Genomic DNA, 19,455 nt, shown 5'->3' on the forward strand with positions numbered 1-19,455 from the left:
ATCGATGGCACGGGTAACCCCGTGTTCGTTTAACCGACCTAAATAACGGACTATAGAATGAATCTTCACGAGTATCAGGGCAAGCAGCTGTTTGCACAGTACGGTCTGCCAGTGTCACAAGGCATTGCAGTCGATACACCGGAAGCAGCCGCAGAAGCAGCCAAACAAATTGGCGGTGATAAGTGGGTTGTTAAAGCACAGGTACACGCAGGTGGCCGCGGTAAAGCGGGCGGCGTTAAACTAGTAGACTCTCCAGAAGAAGCAGCAGCTTTCGCAAAAGATAAGCTAGGTACTAATCTGGTAACTTACCAAACTGACGCGAACGGTCAGCCAGTCTCTAAAATTCTTGTTGAGACCTGCACAGACATCGCAAACGAACTATACCTAGGTGCGGTTGTTGACCGTTCATCACGTCGCATTGTCTTCATGGCATCGACTGAAGGTGGTGTAGAGATCGAGAAAGTCGCTCACGAAACACCTGAGAAGATTCTTAAAGCAACCATCGATCCTTTGACTGGCGCGCAGCCATACCAGGGTCGTGAGCTAGCATTCAAGTTGGGTCTTGAAGGCGTACAGATCAAACAGTTCGTCGCGATCTTCATGGGTCTTGCGAAGATGTTTGAAGAGAAAGATCTAGCCCTTCTAGAGATCAACCCTCTGGTTATCACTGACGAAGGCAACCTACACTGTCTTGATGCGAAAGTCGTTATCGATGGCAACTCGGTTTACCGTCACAAAGATATCCAAGCAATGGAAGATCCATCACAGGAAGACGAGCGTGAAGCACGCGCGGCTGAGTGGGATCTTAACTACGTAGCACTAACTGGCAACATCGGTTGTATGGTTAACGGTGCAGGCCTTGCAATGGGTACTATGGACATCGTCTCTCTACACGGCGGTTTCCCAGCTAACTTCCTTGACGTAGGTGGCGGCGCGACGAAAGAGCGTGTTACTGAAGCGTTCAAGATCATCCTAGAAGACAGCAAAGTTAAAGCGGTATTGGTTAACATCTTCGGTGGTATCGTACGTTGTGACCTAATCGCAGAAGGCATCATCGGTGCTGTTAAAGAAGTGGGCGTAGAAGTTCCAGTGGTTGTTCGCCTTGAAGGTAACAACGCAGACCTCGGCTCTAAACTGCTATCTGAATCTGGTTTAGATATCATCGCGGCTACCAGCTTGACTGACGCTGCACAGCAAGCAGTTAAAGCAGCAGGAGGCAACTAATCATGTCAGTACTAATTAACAAAGACACCAAAGTAATCTGTCAGGGTTTCACTGGTGGTCAGGGTACTTTCCACTCTGAACAAGCGATCGCCTACGGCACTAAAATGGTTGGCGGTGTGACTCCAGGTAAGGGTGGCACAACTCACCTAGGTCTTCCTGTATTCAACACTGTTGCTGAAGCAGTAGAGCAGACTGGCGCAGAAGCATCAGTTATCTACGTACCAGCGGCGTTCTGTAAAGATTCGATCCTTGAAGCGGCTAACGCTGGCATCAAGCTAATCGTTTGTATCACAGAGCACATCCCAGTCATGGACATGCTTCAGTGTAAAGTTAAGTGTGACGAGCTAGGCGTACGTCTAATCGGTCCTAACTGTCCAGGTGTCATCACACCGGGCGAATGTAAGATCGGTATCATGCCAGGTCACATCCACCTACCAGGTAAAGTCGGTATCGTTTCACGCTCTGGTACGCTTACGTACGAAGCGGTTAAACAGACAACTGACGCGGGTTTCGGTCAGTCTACTTGTGTTGGTATCGGTGGTGACCCAATCCCTGGTTCTAACTTCATCGATATCCTAGAGATGTTCCAGAACGATCCACAGACTGAAGCGATTGTTATGATCGGTGAGATCGGTGGTTCAGCAGAAGAAGAAGCGGCTGCTTACATCAAAGCAAACGTAACTAAACCTGTTGTATCGTACATCGCAGGTGTAACAGCGCCTCCAGGCAAACGCATGGGCCACGCAGGTGCCATCATCTCTGGCGGTAAAGGTACTGCAGACGAGAAGTTCGCAGCACTAGAAGACGCAGGCGTTAAGACTGTACGTTCACTAGCAGATATCGGCGTAGCCCTATCTGAAGTGACTGGCTGGGCAATGAAGTAATTCGTTTCTAGCTGTAAAGAAAAACCCGCTTCGGCGGGTTTTTTTGTGTCTGGAAAACGCTGATAGGGCGGATGACAGGCTGAAGGCCAGTCACCGCGACTCCGTAGTTAGTTCAGCGCACCGGTGACTGGCTTCAGCCTGTCATCCGCTGTCAATGCAAACTCCTAACCATGATCTATACTCCAAAGAAAAAGGAGTTTAACCATGGCAAGGAAGCCAAGATTATGTCCCGCAGGTGTGCCCCAGCACATTATTCACCGCGGCCATAACCGACAATACATCTTTAAAACCACTGCCGACTTTGAAATGTACCTCAGTAAACTCGAGTATTGGTCAGATGTATACCAAGTTCAATTGCATGCTTGGGTACTGATGGGCAACCACATTCACTTTTTATTAACGCCTAGTTCTGATGATGGCATTTCAGAGATGATGAAACGTATCGCAGGAAGTTACGGTCGTTACTTCAATATGCGTTATGGATTGACTGGAACGATTTGGGAAGGGCGGTATAAGAATATTCCTGTGATGAGTTCAACACATGTAGAGCAGATCAAAGCATATATCGAACAGAATCCGGTGCGGGCTGGGATTTGTGGAATGTCGTCGGAGTATCGGTGGTCTAGCGCGTTTTCTGGAAGACGGTGATGGGGCGGATGACTGGCTGAAGGCCAGTCACCGCGACTCCGTAGCCTATGCAGCGCACCGGTGACAGGCCTTCAGCCTGTCATCTGCTCTCTACTCCCGCTCCAAAATCCACTCAATTGCCTGATCAACATCCTCAGATCGAAACCGCGTATGTTCCCGATCCTCAAACCCCATAAATAGCTTCGGCTCTTCAGCAGCTTCAAAAAGCCTTATGCCTTGTTCGTAAGGAATGGTGTCATCATCGGTTGAGTGCATGATCACTAAAGGCTCATCCACTTGTTGAATCTTATCAATCGAATCAAATCGGTGTTTAAGTAACAGATTAACCGGTAACCAGGGGTAGTCATCAGCCGCCATCTGCGCAATAGAGGTATAGGGCGCGGCCAGAATCACTCCTTTAAAATCGCGTTCAGTGGCCAGTTGAACCGCCACGCCGGTTCCCAGTGATTCGCCGTAGATGATTAGATCTGATGAATTCAGATTCTGTTCTATGGCTAACCAATCAAAGATCGCACGTGCGTCGTCGTAAAAGCTAACCTCGCTGGGTGTACCAGTGCTTTGACCAAATCCACCCCAGCTGAAGATCAATAGCCCTCGATCATCCTCAGACAAAATATTAATCAATCGCCCACGTGTACTCAGGTTACGAGCATTACCGTGCAGATAGACAAGCGTTTCTTGCCCAGTTTTAGCCGGTTTATACCAGGTCTGAAGACCGCCGCTTTGCGGGGTATTGATAAAGAGCTCGCTTGCACCGGGAAAGACAGTTTCAACCGACTCCGTTTCGTAGGTCGGCTTAAAGATCAAAGAGTCCTGCGCAAAGTACATGTACCCGCAAGCGGATAGGTAGGTGAGTGTCAGCAGGAGTGAAGTGCGTTTAAATAATTTCATTATCTAGTCTATCCATAAGTGACAGGCTGAAAGCCAGTAACTGTCGCTCCGATGATTCGTGACTGGCTTCAGCCTGTCATCCGCTCTATCAGTCCGCACTAAAAGCTCTGTACCATCGATACAGACCAACAGCAGCCAATAAAACTGCCACTCTCTCAGTCGTAACAGCAGAACCAAACTCCTGATAAGGAGGTTGATAAATAAACTGGTTAGTAAAGATAATCAAAACCGTGATGGCACCTGTCACTGTCCAAGCAGTTGATGAAAGCTCTTTCTCTAAAAGCCACTGGTATCCCTTAAAGCCAATCAACCAACCCAATGCTGCGCCAACTAACACATCAAACGGCCAGTGCACGCCCATCATGATTCTGGAAAAACCTATTAAAGAGGCAATAGCAACAAGCCACTGAGTAATAGGTTTTGACTTAAATTGAGCCGCTAAAATACCCGCACCAATAAACGCCGTTGCAGTATGGCCTGAAGGGAAAGAGGGGGATTTGATGGCTTGGCCAATCAGGTTGTAGCCCTCCATTCCAAAAAGCACTACTGAAGGTCGATCGACACCCAACAGGTGCTTTAACCCTTGAATAACCAAAGTCCCTGTAATTGCCAAAATGAGTAAGCGCGCTCCGCGATCCTCTTTGAAATTGTAGAGCGCTAAAATAATGGCTAGTGCTATGGAAGTATCGCCTAAGTTAGTTATAAACACCCATAACGAATCTGGAAGCCAAGAGCCGACGTAATTGATGAATGCAAACAGAGTGTTATTCAGTAAAAAGACAGCAAAAAAGAGAGCGGCGATGACGCTTTTTCGTGATTCAAAGAGTGAGTTCATATAGCCTAGGTTATTGAATGTAATAATGTTGCCACATTAACATTGTTGCTTCATTTGAACCACAGATCAGAACTCTATTTTGTTGGAGCCTTATCGAAGATGAGGCGATAATTAATAATAAACTTTACAACAACCAGACAATAATAATTTATGAACCTAGTATCCCGCTTCTACAAACAGGTCGATCGTTTCCAAGATCGTACTTTTCTTGGTTACAAATCCGACGGTGAGTGGAAGACACACTCTTGGAAAGAGACGGCTGATCAAATTTCGACACTCAGTCACTATTTAACTCAGTACGGCGTTGGTAAAGACGATCGCGTTTTGATTCTCTCTGAAAACAGGCCAGAGTGGGCGGTTAGTGATTTAGCCATCATGTCCGTAGGTGCCTATGTGGTGCCTGCCTATACAGCGCACACTGTTGATGATCTTCGCCATATTTTGTCGTTGACCAGCCCTAAATTTGCCATTGTCTCCTCTCAGGAGCTGGCAGATAGAGTCTTAGAGGCCAATATCAGCCACGAATGCGTCACTCATATGATTGTTATCGATCAGGGTGAGCATGATAAACCGGATTGGCACACAGAGATTTTGTCTTGGCCAGAGGTTCAACAAGGAGCCGAGCGTCCAGATCTGTCAGCCATAGAAACTGACGATGTCTGTACCCTGATCTTTACCTCGGGCACGGGCGGTCATCCTAAAGCGGCGATGCTGACCCATAAGAACATTATTCATAACGTCGAAGCTGCTGCGCGAGTGTTGGATACCATACCTGTTAATGAAGAGGATCGATTCCTCGCCTCTACGACATGCTCTATGCGCGTATCAAGTCGGGTGTGGATCGAGCCAGTGGATTTAGAAAAGGCCTCTTTTATAAGGCTTTGTCGATCGGTACGAAAAAGCTTAATGATGAAAAACTCTCTCTAATTGAATCTATTCTTGATCCTCTATTAGAGAAGCTAGTCCGCAAAAAATTGCGTGATCGATTTGGTGGCAAGATCAAATACTTCGTCTCAGGTGGTGCACCGCTGAACCCAGAGATCGGTAACTTCTTTGCTGCCTTAGGTATCGGCATTATCCAAGGCTATGGTCAGACAGAGGCATCGCCACTGATTACCGTGAACCGTCCAGGAAACATTCGTATGTCGACCGTCGGTTTGCCGCTCGATTGTGAATTGAAGCTAGCGGACGATGGTGAACTGTTAGTTCGTGGCGACAACGTCATGAAAGGGTATTGGCAGAATGAGTCAGCTACGGCAGTCACCATCATCGATGGTTGGTTGCATACGGGTGACCTCGCCGAGATCGATGAAGAGGGCTTTGTCTCTATTGTAGGGCGTTCGAAAGACCTTATCGTCACTTCGGGTGGTGATAACGTTGCGCCTGCCAAGCTAGAAGCGAAGCTGACGCTGGAAGAGGAGGTGGATCAAGCAGTTGTGCTTGGCGATGCCAAACCTTGGTTGTCCGCCATTATTGTTCCGTCTGAGGATCTGCAAAAAGCGACAGACTCGGATGAAGAGCTAGAAAAAATCATCTCGAAAGCGGTGAAACGAGTGAACCAAGAACTTAACGGTACCGAACGTATCCGTAAGTTCATTGTACAACGGGAACTCTTCTCGATTGAGAATGGTTACGTAACACCCACACAGAAGATCAAACGCTCTAAGGTGATTGAAGATAACCAAGTAGCGATGGATCGGTTGTATGGGAAGTAACTGCTAGTGCGGATGACAGGCTGAAGCCAGTCACCGGTGTGATAAACAGGCTACGGAGTCACGGTGACTGGCTTCAGCCTGTCAACCGCTTTGAAATTACGGAAAAGGCTCTGGAAAAGTATGCCTGGCAGTCTTGCTCGAATCCATGGGAGATAGCTTAAAGATCCGATGGTCGAAAATTGCTCCTGCATTTTCGGCATACATGCCATCCATGGAATAAACAGGCTGAAGGCCTGTCACGGTCAAATCTACGATTTGACGTGCTTCCGAACTAACGCCATCAACCCCTGTGTCGACTGATCATACCCTTGCGTCGACTCACCAATCTGTTGGCTGATCTCATTCGCTAAACGTTTACCAAGCTGAACACCCCACTGGTCAAACGAGTTGATGTTCCAGATAGCGCCTTGAACAAACACCTTATGCTCGTAGAGTGCAATCAGCGCGCCTAGGTTGCGTGGGCTGATGCGATCCATCAGTAATACATTACTCGGGCGGTTGCCTTGGCAGCTTTGATACTCCAATAGGCCGTCTGAATCATCACCGTTCATAAAGGCGTTGGCTTGCGCAAGCATATTGGTTAGCAGTGCGAAGTGGTGCTCTTCTGTCTGTTCATCCGCTTCTAATGAAGCGATAAAGTCGATCGGTACGAATCGTGTGCCCTGGTGCAGTAGCTGAAAGAAGGCATGTTGGCCATTGGAGCCTGTCTGCCCCCAGACGATAGGTCCGGTTGCATAATCAACCGGATCGCCATTGATATCCACCGACTTACCGTTCGATTCCATATCCAGCTGCTGTAGGAAAGCTGGAAGTTGGTGAAGTGCTTGATCGTATGGAATCACCGCCTGAGTTTCTGCACCCAAGAAGTTGATGTACCAGATGCCGATCAGTGCCATGATCACTGGCATGTTCTGATCCATTGGCGCTTCCACAAAGTGGCGATCCATCTCGTAGGCGCCTTCCAACATATCAATGAAGTTGTCATAGCCAATCGATAGCGCAATAGGTAGACCGATTGCAGACCAGAGCGAGTAACGTCCACCCACCCAGGCCCAGAACTCAAAGATGTTCTCTTGTGCAATACCAAACTCCATAGCAGCAGCTTGGTTAGTCGATACCGCCACAAAATGTTGACTAATATCTTCGTGGCCGCCGGTCTGTTCACGGAACCAACGACGAGCCGTTTTGGCATTCAGTAGTGTCTCTTGCGTAGAGAAGGTCTTGGTCGAAACAACAAAGAGTGTGGACTTTGCATCCAAGTTTTTCAGAGTCTTCTTAATATGCTGGCCATCGACATTAGAGATGAAGTGAAATTTGATATCGGGGTGGCGGAATTGGAGTAGAGCGCGTACCACCATGTTAGGTCCAAGATCCGAACCCCCAATGCCGATATTCACCACATCTGTGATGCGGTTGCCTTTATAGCCCTTCCAGTCACCGTTTCGAACTTGTTCGCTGAAGACCTTAAGCTTGTCTAAGCTCGCACGAATCTCGGGCATCACGTCTACGCCATCGACGATAACCGGCTCATCACCACGGTTACGCAGTGCGGTGTGTAAGACAGGGCGTTTCTCTGTGACATTAATTATGTCACCCGAGAACATTTGTGCGCGGCGCTGGCGCAAAGAAGAGTGCTCTACCAGATCGATGAGCGCTTTAAAAACATCGTCATTAATCTTGTTCTTAGAGAAATCTAAAAATAGCTCGCCCAAACGAACACTCATCTTATCGAAGCGTTTTGCGTCTAGTTCAAAATAGTCGCTAATTCGGTCCTCTTGAGTCTCTTGCGCGAGCTGCTCCAGCTTTTTCCAAGTCACAGATGAGGTAAGAAGATTCATTTTGGGCCCCTAAAATAAGGTTTTTTGTTTAAGTTACGTCAATTCTACGGGAATAATGGAGTCAATAGAATGTATTTACGTAATTTTACTACATACTTTGTTGCAATTTTAATAGCATACAGGGTCTGACCTATGGTCTGACCCTACATTTTAATTACACACCAATCTCTGGAAATCGGCTGATAGAGTCGGGTCAGACCGGAGGTCAGACCCGTAACTTTAAAATTAGCTAGTGGCACCGGTGTCTGACCTCCGGTCTGACACCACTTTTACAGCTAACTCCCCAATTTTGTTACATATTCCAAAAAATAAGGTTGTATATAACAAAATCATCTCAAAATTAACGAAACCTGAACGCTCGCTTTAAGTTATTGAAATTAAATGATTTTATATATCATTGAGTTTTCTGAACAAAAGATTAACGAAAAAAAAGTCAAAAACAGGGAACTTTTTAAAAAATTAGTGTTGACCCCTGTTGTAGTGGGGGATAGAGTGCAACCTGTCCAAAGCCAAACGGGTTTGGTGTATTCGTACAACAAATGATGAGTTGGCCGGATATTTGAGGCTTAAATTAAAAATTCTGGAGATTTCCAAATGAAAAAACTACTTGCAGTTGCTGTTGCTACAGCTATTTCTGCGCCAGCAATGGCTGACCTAACTATCGGCGGTTCGGCTGATTACCTACTAACAAGCACTGATGGTTCTGTTGCAGATTCTCTTGAAACAAATATCGACATCAACGCTTCTGCTACTGCTGAAGACGGTATGTTTGTTAAAGCTTACCTACAGATCGAAGCTAACCAGGCTGATCAGAACGCTTCTCAATCTTTCGATATCGATGACAACAAACTTACTGTTGGTTACGATGTTGCTTCAGTTACTGTTGGTAACTTCGTAACTTCATCAGCTTTCGTTGCTGGTAATGACGATTACATGGCTGGTGCTCACGGCTTCAAAGCAAACGCTTCTGAGCGCGCATCTGACGTTGCTCTTAACTTCGCTGCTGGTGCGGTATCAGGCCAGATCGGTACCAACCTAGATGAAGGTGGTGCTGATGCTACTGTTGCTTACATTAAAGCTGACCTAGGCATGGCTACAGTTGCTGCTAACTACGAAGATGAAGATGGTGTTTCTGAAGGTTACGGCGCTTCAGTTTCTGCTAAACTAGCAGACGCAACTGTTACTTTATCTTACGCTGAAAATACACAGACCAATGTTGGTACATCTAACATCAACGTTGCTTACGGTGCTTTCGACGTGAACTTTTCTGACGATGAAGCAACTGATTCTCACTTCTACGGTTCATACAAAACTGCTCTACCAGTTTCAGGTGCAAGCTTGACTGTAGGTGCTGGTGCAACTGATGATGTGACTAAAGTTGGCGCAAACGTTGTATTCAAATTCTAATTTAGCGCTGAGCTAGACTCAGCGACTTATTAGATAGAAGAGGGGCTTTTAGTCCCTCTTTTTTATGTCTGGCGTTTGCTGTTTTTGGTATATTTTGGTTGAGTGGCTGCCGAAGTTCGGTGGTTGCTTATAGGGCGGCAGCAAATAGGTAATTGAAGAAGCTGTTACAGCGGTTGACAGGCTGAAAGCCAGTCACCGGTGTTTGGACCAAACTACGAAGTGACGGTGACTGGCTTTCAGCCTGTCATCCGCTTTCTCGGATACTAATGAACTTCATCGAACGCTACTCACTCTGGCTACTAATTACACTTCAAATCATGGTCTGGGGCATCATTGCACCGGTATTCCACACCGCACTCCCCCTCGATGTCGCTGAGCTAATGACTCTCAGCGATGAAGGTGTCATCGCAAACTACAAACACCCAAATCTACCGGGTTTGTTACTTGATCTTTTTATCGGTGTTACGGGAGAAGTTGAGGTTGTCTATCTACTGTCTCAGCTCTCTATCGTTGTTGCCTACGTTGCTATCTACCTATTAAGCAAAGAGTTTATCGGCAAGCAGAAAGCGCTAGTAGCTACGCTGCTGACTAGCTCTATCTTCTATTACCACTGGCCTACGCCGGAATTTAACCACAATGTACTACAGATGCCGTTATGGGCGCTGGTTACCCTGTTTGCTTGGCGAGCGGTGACAATTCAAAAGCTGCTTTATTGGATAGCTTTAGGGTTGACTGCAGGTGCTATGGTTTGGACCAAGTACTCTGCGGGTATTCTGCTCTTATGGGTATTCATCTGGCTGCTAGTAACTCCATCTGGGCGTAGATCATTTAAGAGTATAGGTCCTTGGTTTACGGGGATTCTCTTTTTGGTAATTGCCTTACCACAGGTGTCGTACTTGATCGATTCCGATTTTCTTCCTATTCACTACGCGCAAGATCGTGCCAGTAGTGGTGGCATTGCGGAGAGTGTCTCGTTTTTAGGTGCACAACTAGCGGATCATCTCTTCTTTATCATTTTGCTTATTATTGGTGGCTTAATAGGGCGAGGTGCTTTAGTTGCTAAGGCATCGCGTGTATTTGATAAAACCATCTTCCTTTGGTTGGTTGTTATTGCCCCTGTGGTAATGGTTGCTCTACTGCCGGTTGTTGCTGGGATGGGGCTTAAACCGATGTGGGGTACGCCTATGTTTAATTTTAGTGGCTTGGTGTTGCTCTACTTCTTGGGTGGTCGTTTAACAGATGCTCGATCACGACGAATCATGTTGGGTGCGCTACTGTTATTGCCTTCAGTAGGTGCGCTTTATGCTGTACAGCATATCTATCGTGCGGATATGAGCGATAAACCGATGCGCACTTTATGGCCCCAGGCTGAAATTGCTGGTGAGTTAAGAGCTGCGTATCAGGCGGAAATAGGTTTGCCATTAAAAATCGTTGCTGCTACTGACTGGGTAGGCGGATTGATTGCCTCTAGTGGCGGTGAACAGTTACGCGTACGTATTGATGCAGATTTGGTTAAATCACCCTGGGTTACGGATAAAGATGTTTCTTCGAATGGAGTGCTGGTTGCTTGGCTGGCAGGGCAGGCGTTACCTGCTTCTATGACTGATTTTATTGAATCTAATGGCTTTAAAAGGTCGGATGCAAAACGTCGATCATTCATTTGGCACCCTTCAAAAGCTGACAAACCGATTCAAATTGAATACATTGCTATACCACCATCCATTAATAAGTGACCTTGCTTGTGAGCGCTACCTCATCATCTCCCTATCTCTCTATTGTTGTTCCTATCTTTAATGAGTCAGAGAGTCTTACTCCCTTTTTTGAGCGAATTACACCGATTCTTAAATCGACTAGCTTAGGTTACGAGATTGTCTGTGTGAATGATGGGAGTCGAGATACCACCTACGAGCAGCTTTGCGAAATGCGAGCAGAGTACCCAGACATCAAGGTAGTCGATCTATCGCGTAACTTCGGCAAAGAGCCAGCTTTAACGGCTGGATTGGAACTATGCAGTGGCGATATTGTGATCCCGATGGATGTCGATCTGCAGGACCCACCAGAACTAATCCCAGATATGATCGCCAAGTGGCAAGAAGGTTTTGATGTTGTATTAGCTATTCGCTCGGATCGCTCGACAGATAGCTTTATGAAACGCTTCACGGCCAATAGCTTCTATAAACTCTTTAGCCGCGTTAGTGATGTAGATCTTCCTGATAACGCGGGTGACTTCCGTTTGATGGATAAACGAGTCGTTGAAGCCCTTAAGCTCCTTCCAGAGCGTACTCGTTTTATGAAGGGTTTGTTTGCTTGGCTAGGCTTTAAGACAACCCAGCTCTACTTTAAGCGTGAAGAGCGTTTTGCGGGTGAAGGGAAGTGGGGTAGTTGGAAGCTATGGAACTTCGCCCTTGATGGCATCTTCTCGTTTAGTACTACACCGCTGCGGATTTGGACCTATTTAGGTTTTAGTCTATCGGCGCTCTCAGCCATGTATCTACTTTATGTTGTTGCTGATACTTTGCTTTACGGTAACGATGTGGCGGGTTATCCATCGCTCGTTGCGATTATGCTCTTCTTTAATGGTGCTATTTTGATGGGGCTGGGCGTGGTTGGAGAGTATGTCGGTCGAATCTTCCTTGAGACCAAGCGTCGTCCTATCTATTTGATTCGCGAGAAGGTGGGTTTTGATGAAGAGGCTGAAAAGTAGCTTGTGTCGATTGAGGTTAAATCTCTAGTAGCTCAGCTCTCTAAGTTTGCTTCGGTAGGAGTCGTTGCTACTGCTGTGCATGCAGTTGTTTACGGTTTTGCAGGTACGCTGCTAGAGCCGATGCTGGCCAATCTCATTGCCTTTCTTATCGCTTTTATCTTCTCTTATACAGGGCACTTTCTATGGACCTTTCGTGCTCAAACAGAAGGGCAAAAAGTGCATAAAGCCTTTGCATTTCAGCTAAGGTTTTTGATCGTCGCATTGTCGGGATTGTTGCTCAATTCATTGGCTGTTTGGCTGGTGACCGAGTGGCTCAAGATGGAGTACCTATACGCTGTTGTGCCGATGGTATTTGTGGTTCCATTGGTAACTTTTGCTTTGGCTAAGGTTTGGGCGTTTAAGTAAGGGTAGGAGCGTCCTTGAAAAGGTCGCGATGCTTTTCCTTAGTTGTTTCGCTTCATCTGCGATAAAGCTCCTACAGTCTTACGGGCAAGACTCTCCAATCAACAACTCAGTCGGTAATGTGACATCCTCACTCATGCGATTCTCAATGAACAGCTTTGCAGCCATACGGCCTTTTTCGAACGAGTGTTGTTGTATGGTGGTGATCGCTTTGGGCATGGCTTGTGCCTCTGGAATGCCGTCAAAGCCTGTGATTCTTAGATCCTCTGGGAACTTGATGCCCATCTGCAGGGCGGCTCGCATGGCGGCGATGGCCATGACGTCGGATTGGCATAGCAGTAGGTCTGGGCGGTTGGGTTGGCTTAGTACTTGGTAGGCCAGTTTGAACGCTTCGTAGTAGTCGTTGACGTGAAGGTTCCAAATTTGATCCATGGGTCGTTCGATTCCCGCTTCATCGAAGGCATCGAAGTAGCCGTTTAGACGATCCAAAGAGAGACGCAAGCCAACGGTTTTTAGGGTCTCTTCATTGGCTTGGCTAATGCCTTCATCGGAGGTGATACGCAGTGCCAGTATGGCCGGGTTCTTGGATGTCTGCTTCAGTGCATGTTTAGCGATCTGGTAGCTCGCTTCGCGGTTATCAATGTTAACCGACCCATAACCCTCTATCTTATGATCCACAACAATCAGGCGCTTCTGCTGACGTTTTAGATGTTCCAGTGTTGGGCCTGGCGGAATGAAGCCGTAGACAATAAACCCATCAACCATCGATTCATGCAAGCGTTGACGGTTGGCATGATCCAAATCCCTGGCCGACAGCAGCAGCATATTGAGATGCGCCTTATCGAACTCATCGGCTAAGCCAGAGAGAAAGTGGCTAGCGACGTAGTCGTTCATGGAGTAGGCAAGCCGATCGGTTAGCACAATGCCTACTACACCCGAGCGACCTGTGCGTAGATAGCGCCCAGCCGCGCTAGGACCAACGTAACCCAGCTCATGGCATTGTGCCAAGATTTTGGTTCTAAGCGCTTCAGAGAGCTGATCAGGGCGGTTAAAGGCGTTTGAGATGGTGGCTGTAGAGACACCAATCGCTTTCGCCACCTCTTTTATTGTCATTTTTTTCATAATCATCTCTACCCGTTGGAGCCTTATCGCCTCTACCCGTTGGAGCCTTATCGAAGATGAGGCGATCGGTTTGACTAGTACTCCCCGTAATTTGCAAGCGGATGACAGGCTGAAGCCAGTCACCGGTGCATTTACAGTGACTGGCTTTCAGCCTGTCATCTGCTGTCTCGTTTTACTCAAACCTCTGCAAACAAAGCCTGATAAGGCGGCAGTACCATCGCACCATTCTCGTATCGTCCGCTAAAACCGTGCCCAGTTAACACTGATTTGAGCGTTCCGCTGTAAGGTACTGTTAACTCTGTACCGGTCATATTGATCGCAACCAACAGTGACTGCTCATCAGATTGACGCGTGAATACAAAGGCTTCGCCTGTCTCTTCAACCAACTCCATATCGCCTTTAATCAGTGCTGGCTGTTGCTGTCGCCATTGAATGAACTGACGCATTTTATGAAGCGTTGAATCGTTTTGCTGTTCTTGCATCTCAACGGACAGTGGTAGATGTCTTGGATCGACTGGCAGCCATGGCTTAGCGTGGGAGAACCCCGCTTGCTCGCTGTTATCCCAGACCATTGGGGTACGACAGCCATCACGGCCTTTGTATTCGGGCCAGAACTCAATACCGTAGGGGTCTTGTAGAGCTTCAAAGGGTACATCGGCTTCAGGTAACCCCAGCTCTTCGCCTTGGTAAAGACAAACACTGCCGCGCAGGCTCATTAGCATGGCCATGGAAACGAGTGGGAATTGGTTAGGATCCTCTTGCTCGCCCCAGCGCGTCGCGCTGCGCTTTACGTCATGGTTGGATGCCGCCCAACAGGGCCAAGCATCACCCGCGTTCGCTTTAAAGGTGGTCATCACTTGGCGGAAGTAGTCGGCACTGTACTCGGGTGATAACAGGTCAAAGGTGTAGGCCATGTGCAATTTGTCACCACCGGCCGTGTACTCCGCCATACGTTGCAGGGGATCGGTGTGATCGACACCAATCTCACCCACCATGCTTCGACCCTCATACTCATTGAGCAGGTCACGCATCGCTTTAAGGAAGTTCAGGTTTTCCGGCTGACTTAAATCGTACTGGTGAGTTTGGCGAACATAAGGGTTCGAAGCGTCAACACTGTTGATGTACGGCATGCCCTCTGGGTGTGGTGGGTTATCCTCTAGCCCAGCGCTGTGGTAGTAGAGGTTCACTGTGTCTAAACGGAAGCCATCGACTCCCAAGTCTAACCAGAAGCGCATGTTATCCAAGTTTGCTTGGAATACTTCTGGATTGTGAAAGTTAAGATCTGGTTGGCTCGTTAAGAAGTTGTGCAGGTAGTACTGCTGACGTTGGGTATCCCACTGCCAAGAGGAGCCACCAAAGATCGATAGCCAGTTATTGGGTGGCGTACCATCCGGTTTTGGATCGGCCCAGACATACCAGTCGGCTTTCGGATTGGTTCTATTCGATCGGCTTTCGGTAAACCAGGGGTGTTGATCCGAGGTGTGTGATAGCACCTGATCGATCATCACTTTTAAGCCCAATTCATGTGCACGAGCAACCAGCGCTTTGAAGTCATCGAGCGTGCCAAACATAGGGTCGACATCACAGTAGTCAGAGACGTCGTAGCCAAAGTCTTTCATTGGTGATTTGAAGAAAGGGGAGAGCCAGATGGCATCGACACCTAGTGAAGCGATGTAATCCAGCTTAGATGTAATACCGGGGAGATCACCAATCCCATCGCCGTTGGAGTCCATGTAACTGCGAGGATAGATTTGGTAGATGATACCGCCTTTCCACCAGGGGTTGTTGCTCATAGTGTTGTCTCTACTGTTTTCTATTATTGCGGATGACAGGCTGAAGCCAGTCACCGGTGTTCCTTTTGGGGTGACTGGCCTTCAGCCTGTCACCCAGCTTTTGTTGGAGCCTTATCGAAGATGAGGCGATCCCAGATCTATTTAAAGCTTCGCGACCTTTTTAAGGACGCTCCAACACTCTTTTAAGGTCGCTCCGGAAGCGATCTCTGCGTAATACTCATCAATCCATCGGCCAGCAGCATCTCCAGCCCCGCTTCACTGAAGATCCACTCAGCGTATAGTGGCCCGTTCACGTTTAACTCTCGGCTGTATTGATGCGAAAAGTGTCGGTTTAACTCGTCATCATCGGTATCAACAGAGCGACCAATACTTATCTGGTAACGCTCTTCTATTCGCTTAATCTCAATTCGATGTGCATCATCGTCTGATGCAAAATAGGCAGATTCACCGACGTCCAAATTGAATTGAGTGCTCTGGTGTTTGCCCTTGTTCAACCTAATAGAGTCGGTTGGCTGAATGGCCTCGGCTTCTGAACGACTCGCAAACTGTTGTGCAATTCTTAATCCATCAGCGGTCTCTATCAGTCTTAACTGACGGGGTAGAGTCATCTGGCCATTGGTGACCGAGCAGGGGAGTTCATTGGCGTAGCGCCAGTTGCTAAACCAAGAGATGGCCTGTCGTTGTTGATTGGGGGCGTCTGACCAGCTCTGTGTCGCATAGTAGTCGCGCCCCTCATCTAACAGCAAAACCGTGCCGGCCGGGTTTCGGTTAGTAAACTGTATTCCGTCAAAGTCACCGATAAAGTATTGGGTGTACGAACCGTAGTGGATGTCGGGTGTCATACCAATTCCCACTACCAATACCCAAGCGGTTAGACCATTCTCGGTGGTCAGTTCGAATAGATCAGGGCACTCCCAAGGGTGCCATTCGTGTGCCCCTTGGCCTTCTCCAAACTCTGAGCAGAAGCTCCAATCGAGCAGATTTTTGGAACGGTAGAAAGAGATGGTTTGACGTGTTGCCAGACACATAATCCAGTGCTGACTCTCTTCGTGCCAAAAGACTTTAGGGTCACGGAAGTCAGAAAAACCGGGGTTGCTCAAAACAGGGTTGTTTGAATATTTGGTCCAGGTCTCACCACTGTCGCTAGAGTAGGCGATGCATTGATCTTGCTCGTAGTCGCGATCAAACCCCTCTTTGTCACGATGAGCGGTATAGAAAGCGATCAGGCCCACTTGGCCATCAAATAGGCCCGAGTCATCCTTCCAATCGACAATGGCGCTTCCAGAGAAGCACATACCCTGTTCGTCAGGCTCTAAGGCAATGGGTTTATGCTGCCACTGATTCAGATCGGAGCTGACGGCATGTCCCCAGTGCATAGGGCCCCAGGTCAGTCCTTCTGGGTAGTGCTGGTAGAAGAGGTGGTAACGACCGTCAAAATAGACCAAGCCGTTTGGATCGTTGATCCAACCGCGCTGAGCTTTAAAGTGCTCGGGTAGTGTTTGGTCTGGTTTGTTGGTCATGTTTTATTCGCTGTTTTGGTGACAGGCTGAAGCCAGTCACCTTTGTTTTTTTAATTCACCAGTGACAGGCTAAAGCCAGTCACCTTTGTTTTTTTAATTCACCAGTGACAGGCTAAAGCCAGTCACCTAATTCAGTTCATATCAACAGTGACTGGCTTTAGCCTGTCATCTGCTTTCTCAGTGATTTCCATACAGTGGATGACAGGCTGAAAGCCAGTCACCGCCAAAGGCTGGCTTAGCCTTTCACTGATCCTGCTACTAAGCCGCGTACAAAGAATCGTTGCAGTGCAAAGAAGACGAGCAGCGGCAAGATAATACTGATGAAGGCGCCTGAGGTTAGCACTTCCCAGTTGGAACCGCGGGTGCCGAGTAGGGCACGCAGTTGGGCAGTCAGTACAATCTGATCTTCGCCCTGTCCTAGGAATACCAGTGCCACCAACAGGTCATTCCAAACCCAAAGGAACTGGAAGATCGTGAAACTGGCCAGTGCTGGGAGAGACAGTGGCAGAATGATTCTAGTGAAGACCTGGAAGTGGCTAGCTCCATCGACACGCGCACTCTCGATCAAATCTCCAGGCAGACTCTTCATGTAGTTACGCATCAAGTAGATTGCCAATGGCAAGCCGAAGCCCGTATGCGCCATCCAGACGCCGGGGTAGCCCTTACTCTCAAAGCCGAACATCTGACCTAGATCTGAGTAGAGACGCAGTAGCGGAACCAGTGAGGTTTGTAGCGGCACGACCAATAGACCGATAACCACAGCGAACAGCCACTCACGACCGGCAAACTGCATCCAGCTGAAGGCGTAGGCCGCAAAGGCTGCGATCAGAACCGGAATAACGGTCGCTGGGATGGTTACGGCCAGTGTATTAAGAAACGCCTGACCGATTTTGCCTTTATCCAAGACATTGTCGTAGTTCTCTAGCGTAAAGCGTGGCGGTTGACCGTAGGCGAAGAAGATACGCTTGCCACGGCTGCCGGTAATCTCTTTGTCCTGGACATAGGTGTAGCTACCGTCACTGTTCACCGTTAGCTGCGCACCATTTTTTAGCGTTGCTGTCTCACCGGCTGGAACCTCTTCTGGATCCCGTGAGCTGCTGCCGAACGCTAAGATGTTTGTGAATGCAGTGCCATCGTCAGCCGTCAGTTGACCGCTTAAGACAAACTGACCATCAATCTGCTGTTGTGTCTCAGGTAGATCGGTCCGGGCAAAGGTGACCTGTTTTGACTCATTAAACGAGGTCCACCAGCCCGATGCCGCCAACTGATCTTTGTCACGGATAGAGCTGACAAACAGACCCAGTGTTGGGACTAGCCAAAGAATAACCAGGGCGGTTAGTGCGGTGCCGTTAAAGAACCTCGGCAAGAAAGAAGATTGTTTACTCATTAGCGTCCTGCCTCATCTTTGCGGAAGCGATAGATGTTCCAAGCCATGATAGGCGTGACCGATAGCATGATGATGATGGCAATGGCACTGCCTCGGCCAAAGTCACCGGCGCCTCGGAACATCCAGTCATACATTAGGTTAGCCAGTACTTGGGTTTCCCACTGGCCATTGGTCATCGCCAAGACGATGTCAAATACTTTCAAGACCAGAATGGCGATGGTGGTCCAAACCACGATGACCGTTGGCATGATTTGCGGTAGCGTGATTCGGAAAAAAAGCTGGCGACGGTTCGCGCCATCGATGATCGCTGCCTCCAGTGTCTCTTCAGGAACGCTACGAAGCGCAGCACCTAAAATCACCATTGCAAAACCGGTCTGAATCCAAATCAGGATGACCATCAGCAGTACAGAGTTCCAGATCTCCATCGATAACCAGAACTGCGGTTCCCCACCGAACGCCACGACAATGGCGTTGAGAATGCCTATTTGAGTATCGCCTTCACCGTTATAGTGATAAACGAACTTCCAGATAACCGAGGCACCGACGAATGAGATCGCCATCGGCATGAAAATGATCGATTTGGCGATGGTGCCGAACTTGGCACGATCGGCTAACACAGCTACTGCGAGACCAAAAACAGTAGAGAGCGTTGGCACAATGATCAGCCAAAGTAGGTTGTTGCGCAGCGTAATGTGGAACTGTCCATCATTAAACAGCCAGGCGTAGTTGGACCAGCCAACAAACTCTGTGGAGTCGGAGTTTTGGAACGATAACCACAGGGTTTCGAAAACAGGGTAGACAAGGTAGAGCGTCAAGAAGAAGAGTGCCGGCCCAGCAAACAGCCATGGGCGGATCTTCTCGCGAAGTACCTCTTTATTGGCGCGTGATGATTTTGAAATCAGCGCATCTAGAATCCAGTTGCTGCCCCAGAAGTAGATAATAACCGCCGATACACCAATTAGGATTGCGATTAGGGCAGAGTAGATCTGTTCAGTCATAGTGGTCTCAATATGAGTCGATCAGAGAGTGGGATCAGACCAAGAGTCTGATCCCTCTTTTGAATCGCGACCTCTGCGAGATCGCTC

Annotated in this window: 17 protein-coding genes; 9 read left to right on the forward strand and 8 right to left on the reverse strand. The window is 48.1% G+C overall.

The annotated features are described in order from the left end of the window. Window positions 1-57 precede the first annotated feature (57 nt). From sucC to XMM383_RS00715, 3 genes are all read left to right on the forward strand, one after another. Window positions 58-1,224 carry an ADP-forming succinate--CoA ligase subunit beta gene (gene sucC, locus XMM383_RS00705; protein WP_173481571.1) on the forward strand — a complete coding sequence of 389 codons (1,167 nt, stop codon included), beginning with the start codon at window positions 58-60 and terminating at the stop codon, window positions 1,222-1,224. 2 nt (window positions 1,225-1,226) lie between these two features. After that, window positions 1,227-2,108, forward strand: a complete 882-nt coding sequence (gene sucD, locus XMM383_RS00710; RefSeq protein ID WP_173481570.1) for a succinate--CoA ligase subunit alpha — start codon at window positions 1,227-1,229, stop codon at window positions 2,106-2,108. Between the two features lie 204 nt (window positions 2,109-2,312). Further along, window positions 2,313-2,756, forward strand: coding sequence for a transposase (locus XMM383_RS00715; protein ID WP_173494341.1), 444 nt, complete (start codon window positions 2,313-2,315; stop codon window positions 2,754-2,756). A 90-nt stretch (window positions 2,757-2,846) separates the two neighbouring features. On the opposite strand, the gene XMM383_RS00720 is transcribed toward XMM383_RS00715, so the two are convergent. Both XMM383_RS00720 and XMM383_RS00725 read right to left on the reverse strand, forming a co-directional pair. Next, window positions 2,847-3,647, reverse strand: a complete 801-nt coding sequence (locus tag XMM383_RS00720) for an alpha/beta hydrolase (RefSeq protein ID WP_173494342.1) — start codon at window positions 3,645-3,647, stop codon at window positions 2,847-2,849. A gap of 88 nt (window positions 3,648-3,735) precedes the next feature. Further along, window positions 3,736-4,482 carry a phosphatase PAP2 family protein gene (locus XMM383_RS00725; RefSeq protein WP_173494343.1) on the reverse strand — a complete coding sequence of 249 codons (747 nt, stop codon included), beginning with the start codon at window positions 4,480-4,482 and terminating at the stop codon, window positions 3,736-3,738. A gap of 150 nt (window positions 4,483-4,632) precedes the next feature. On the opposite strand from XMM383_RS00725, the gene XMM383_RS00730 reads away from it, so the two are divergent. Both XMM383_RS00730 and XMM383_RS00735 read left to right on the forward strand, forming a co-directional pair. Continuing rightward, window positions 4,633-5,409, forward strand: a complete 777-nt coding sequence (locus tag XMM383_RS00730; protein ID WP_173494344.1) for an AMP-binding protein — start codon at window positions 4,633-4,635, stop codon at window positions 5,407-5,409. Next, on the forward strand, window positions 5,364-6,197 hold the full coding sequence (locus XMM383_RS00735) for an AMP-binding protein (RefSeq protein WP_173494345.1): 834 nt from the start codon (window positions 5,364-5,366) through the stop codon (window positions 6,195-6,197). Before XMM383_RS00730 ends, XMM383_RS00735 begins: the two co-directional genes overlap by 46 nt. 248 nt (window positions 6,198-6,445) lie before the next feature. On the opposite strand, the gene pgi is transcribed toward XMM383_RS00735, so the two are convergent. Continuing rightward, window positions 6,446-8,035: a glucose-6-phosphate isomerase gene (gene pgi / locus XMM383_RS00740; protein WP_173494346.1), complete on the reverse strand. Its 1,590-nt coding sequence runs from the start codon at window positions 8,033-8,035 to the stop codon at window positions 6,446-6,448. Window positions 8,036-8,629: 594 nt separating this feature from the next. Here pgi and XMM383_RS00745 point away from each other — a divergent pair. From XMM383_RS00745 to XMM383_RS00760, 4 genes are all read left to right on the forward strand, one after another. Beyond that, window positions 8,630-9,442 (forward strand): porin, encoded by an 813-nt coding sequence (locus XMM383_RS00745; RefSeq protein ID WP_173494347.1) that lies wholly within the window; start codon window positions 8,630-8,632, stop codon window positions 9,440-9,442. A gap of 266 nt (window positions 9,443-9,708) precedes the next feature. Continuing rightward, window positions 9,709-11,175 carry a glycosyltransferase family 39 protein gene (locus XMM383_RS00750; protein ID WP_173494348.1) on the forward strand — a complete coding sequence of 489 codons (1,467 nt, stop codon included), beginning with the start codon at window positions 9,709-9,711 and terminating at the stop codon, window positions 11,173-11,175. 8 nt (window positions 11,176-11,183) lie between these two features. Beyond that, entirely contained in the window at window positions 11,184-12,146 is a 963-nt protein-coding gene (locus XMM383_RS00755) for a glycosyltransferase family 2 protein (protein ID WP_173494349.1), read from the forward strand. Between the two features lie 3 nt (window positions 12,147-12,149). Continuing rightward, window positions 12,150-12,551: a GtrA family protein gene (locus XMM383_RS00760; RefSeq protein WP_173494350.1), complete on the forward strand. Its 402-nt coding sequence runs from the start codon at window positions 12,150-12,152 to the stop codon at window positions 12,549-12,551. A gap of 78 nt (window positions 12,552-12,629) precedes the next feature. On the opposite strand, the gene XMM383_RS00765 is transcribed toward XMM383_RS00760, so the two are convergent. The 5 genes from XMM383_RS00765 to XMM383_RS00785 form a co-directional block, all read right to left on the reverse strand. After that, window positions 12,630-13,670: a LacI family DNA-binding transcriptional regulator gene (locus tag XMM383_RS00765; RefSeq protein WP_217363557.1), complete on the reverse strand. Its 1,041-nt coding sequence runs from the start codon at window positions 13,668-13,670 to the stop codon at window positions 12,630-12,632. A gap of 176 nt (window positions 13,671-13,846) precedes the next feature. Next, on the reverse strand, window positions 13,847-15,463 hold the full coding sequence (locus XMM383_RS00770; RefSeq protein ID WP_173494352.1) for an alpha-glucosidase: 1,617 nt from the start codon (window positions 15,461-15,463) through the stop codon (window positions 13,847-13,849). Between the two features lie 182 nt (window positions 15,464-15,645). Further along, the gene (locus XMM383_RS00775; RefSeq protein ID WP_173494353.1) at window positions 15,646-16,983 is read right to left on the reverse strand and encodes a glycoside hydrolase family 32 protein; all 1,338 of its coding nucleotides are present in this window, start codon (window positions 16,981-16,983) and stop codon (window positions 15,646-15,648) included. A 235-nt stretch (window positions 16,984-17,218) separates the two neighbouring features. Beyond that, window positions 17,219-18,370, reverse strand: coding sequence for a carbohydrate ABC transporter permease (locus tag XMM383_RS00780; RefSeq protein WP_173494354.1), 1,152 nt, complete (start codon window positions 18,368-18,370; stop codon window positions 17,219-17,221). After that, the gene (locus XMM383_RS00785) at window positions 18,370-19,368 is read right to left on the reverse strand and encodes a carbohydrate ABC transporter permease (RefSeq protein WP_173483173.1); all 999 of its coding nucleotides are present in this window, start codon (window positions 19,366-19,368) and stop codon (window positions 18,370-18,372) included. Before XMM383_RS00785 ends, XMM383_RS00780 begins: the two co-directional genes overlap by 1 nt. Window positions 19,369-19,455: the final 87 nt, after the last annotated feature.

This window comes from Marinobacterium sp. xm-m-383 (assembly GCF_013283255.1).
GTDB lineage: Bacteria > Pseudomonadota > Gammaproteobacteria > Pseudomonadales > Balneatricaceae > Marinobacterium_E.

Coding starts and splice junctions, on each gene's coding strand:
- XMM383_RS00720 (WP_173494342.1), bottom strand. CDS start 3,647: ATGAAATTATTTAAACGCACTTCACTCCTGCTGACACTCACCTACCTA.
- XMM383_RS00725 (WP_173494343.1), bottom strand. CDS start 4,482: ATGAACTCACTCTTTGAATCACGAAAAAGCGTCATCGCCGCTCTCTTT.
- XMM383_RS00780 (WP_173494354.1), bottom strand. CDS start 18,370: ATGAGTAAACAATCTTCTTTCTTGCCGAGGTTCTTTAACGGCACCGCA.
- pgi (WP_173494346.1), bottom strand. CDS start 8,035: ATGAATCTTCTTACCTCATCTGTGACTTGGAAAAAGCTGGAGCAGCTC.
- sucD (WP_173481570.1), top strand. CDS start 1,227: ATGTCAGTACTAATTAACAAAGACACCAAAGTAATCTGTCAGGGTTTC.
- XMM383_RS00730 (WP_173494344.1), top strand. CDS start 4,633: ATGAACCTAGTATCCCGCTTCTACAAACAGGTCGATCGTTTCCAAGAT.
- XMM383_RS00715 (WP_173494341.1), top strand. CDS start 2,313: ATGGCAAGGAAGCCAAGATTATGTCCCGCAGGTGTGCCCCAGCACATT.
- sucC (WP_173481571.1), top strand. CDS start 58: ATGAATCTTCACGAGTATCAGGGCAAGCAGCTGTTTGCACAGTACGGT.
- XMM383_RS00770 (WP_173494352.1), bottom strand. CDS start 15,463: ATGAGCAACAACCCCTGGTGGAAAGGCGGTATCATCTACCAAATCTAT.
- XMM383_RS00750 (WP_173494348.1), top strand. CDS start 9,709: ATGAACTTCATCGAACGCTACTCACTCTGGCTACTAATTACACTTCAA.
- XMM383_RS00745 (WP_173494347.1), top strand. CDS start 8,630: ATGAAAAAACTACTTGCAGTTGCTGTTGCTACAGCTATTTCTGCGCCA.
- XMM383_RS00765 (WP_217363557.1), bottom strand. CDS start 13,670: ATGAAAAAAATGACAATAAAAGAGGTGGCGAAAGCGATTGGTGTCTCT.
- XMM383_RS00775 (WP_173494353.1), bottom strand. CDS start 16,983: ATGACCAACAAACCAGACCAAACACTACCCGAGCACTTTAAAGCTCAG.
- XMM383_RS00785 (WP_173483173.1), bottom strand. CDS start 19,368: ATGACTGAACAGATCTACTCTGCCCTAATCGCAATCCTAATTGGTGTA.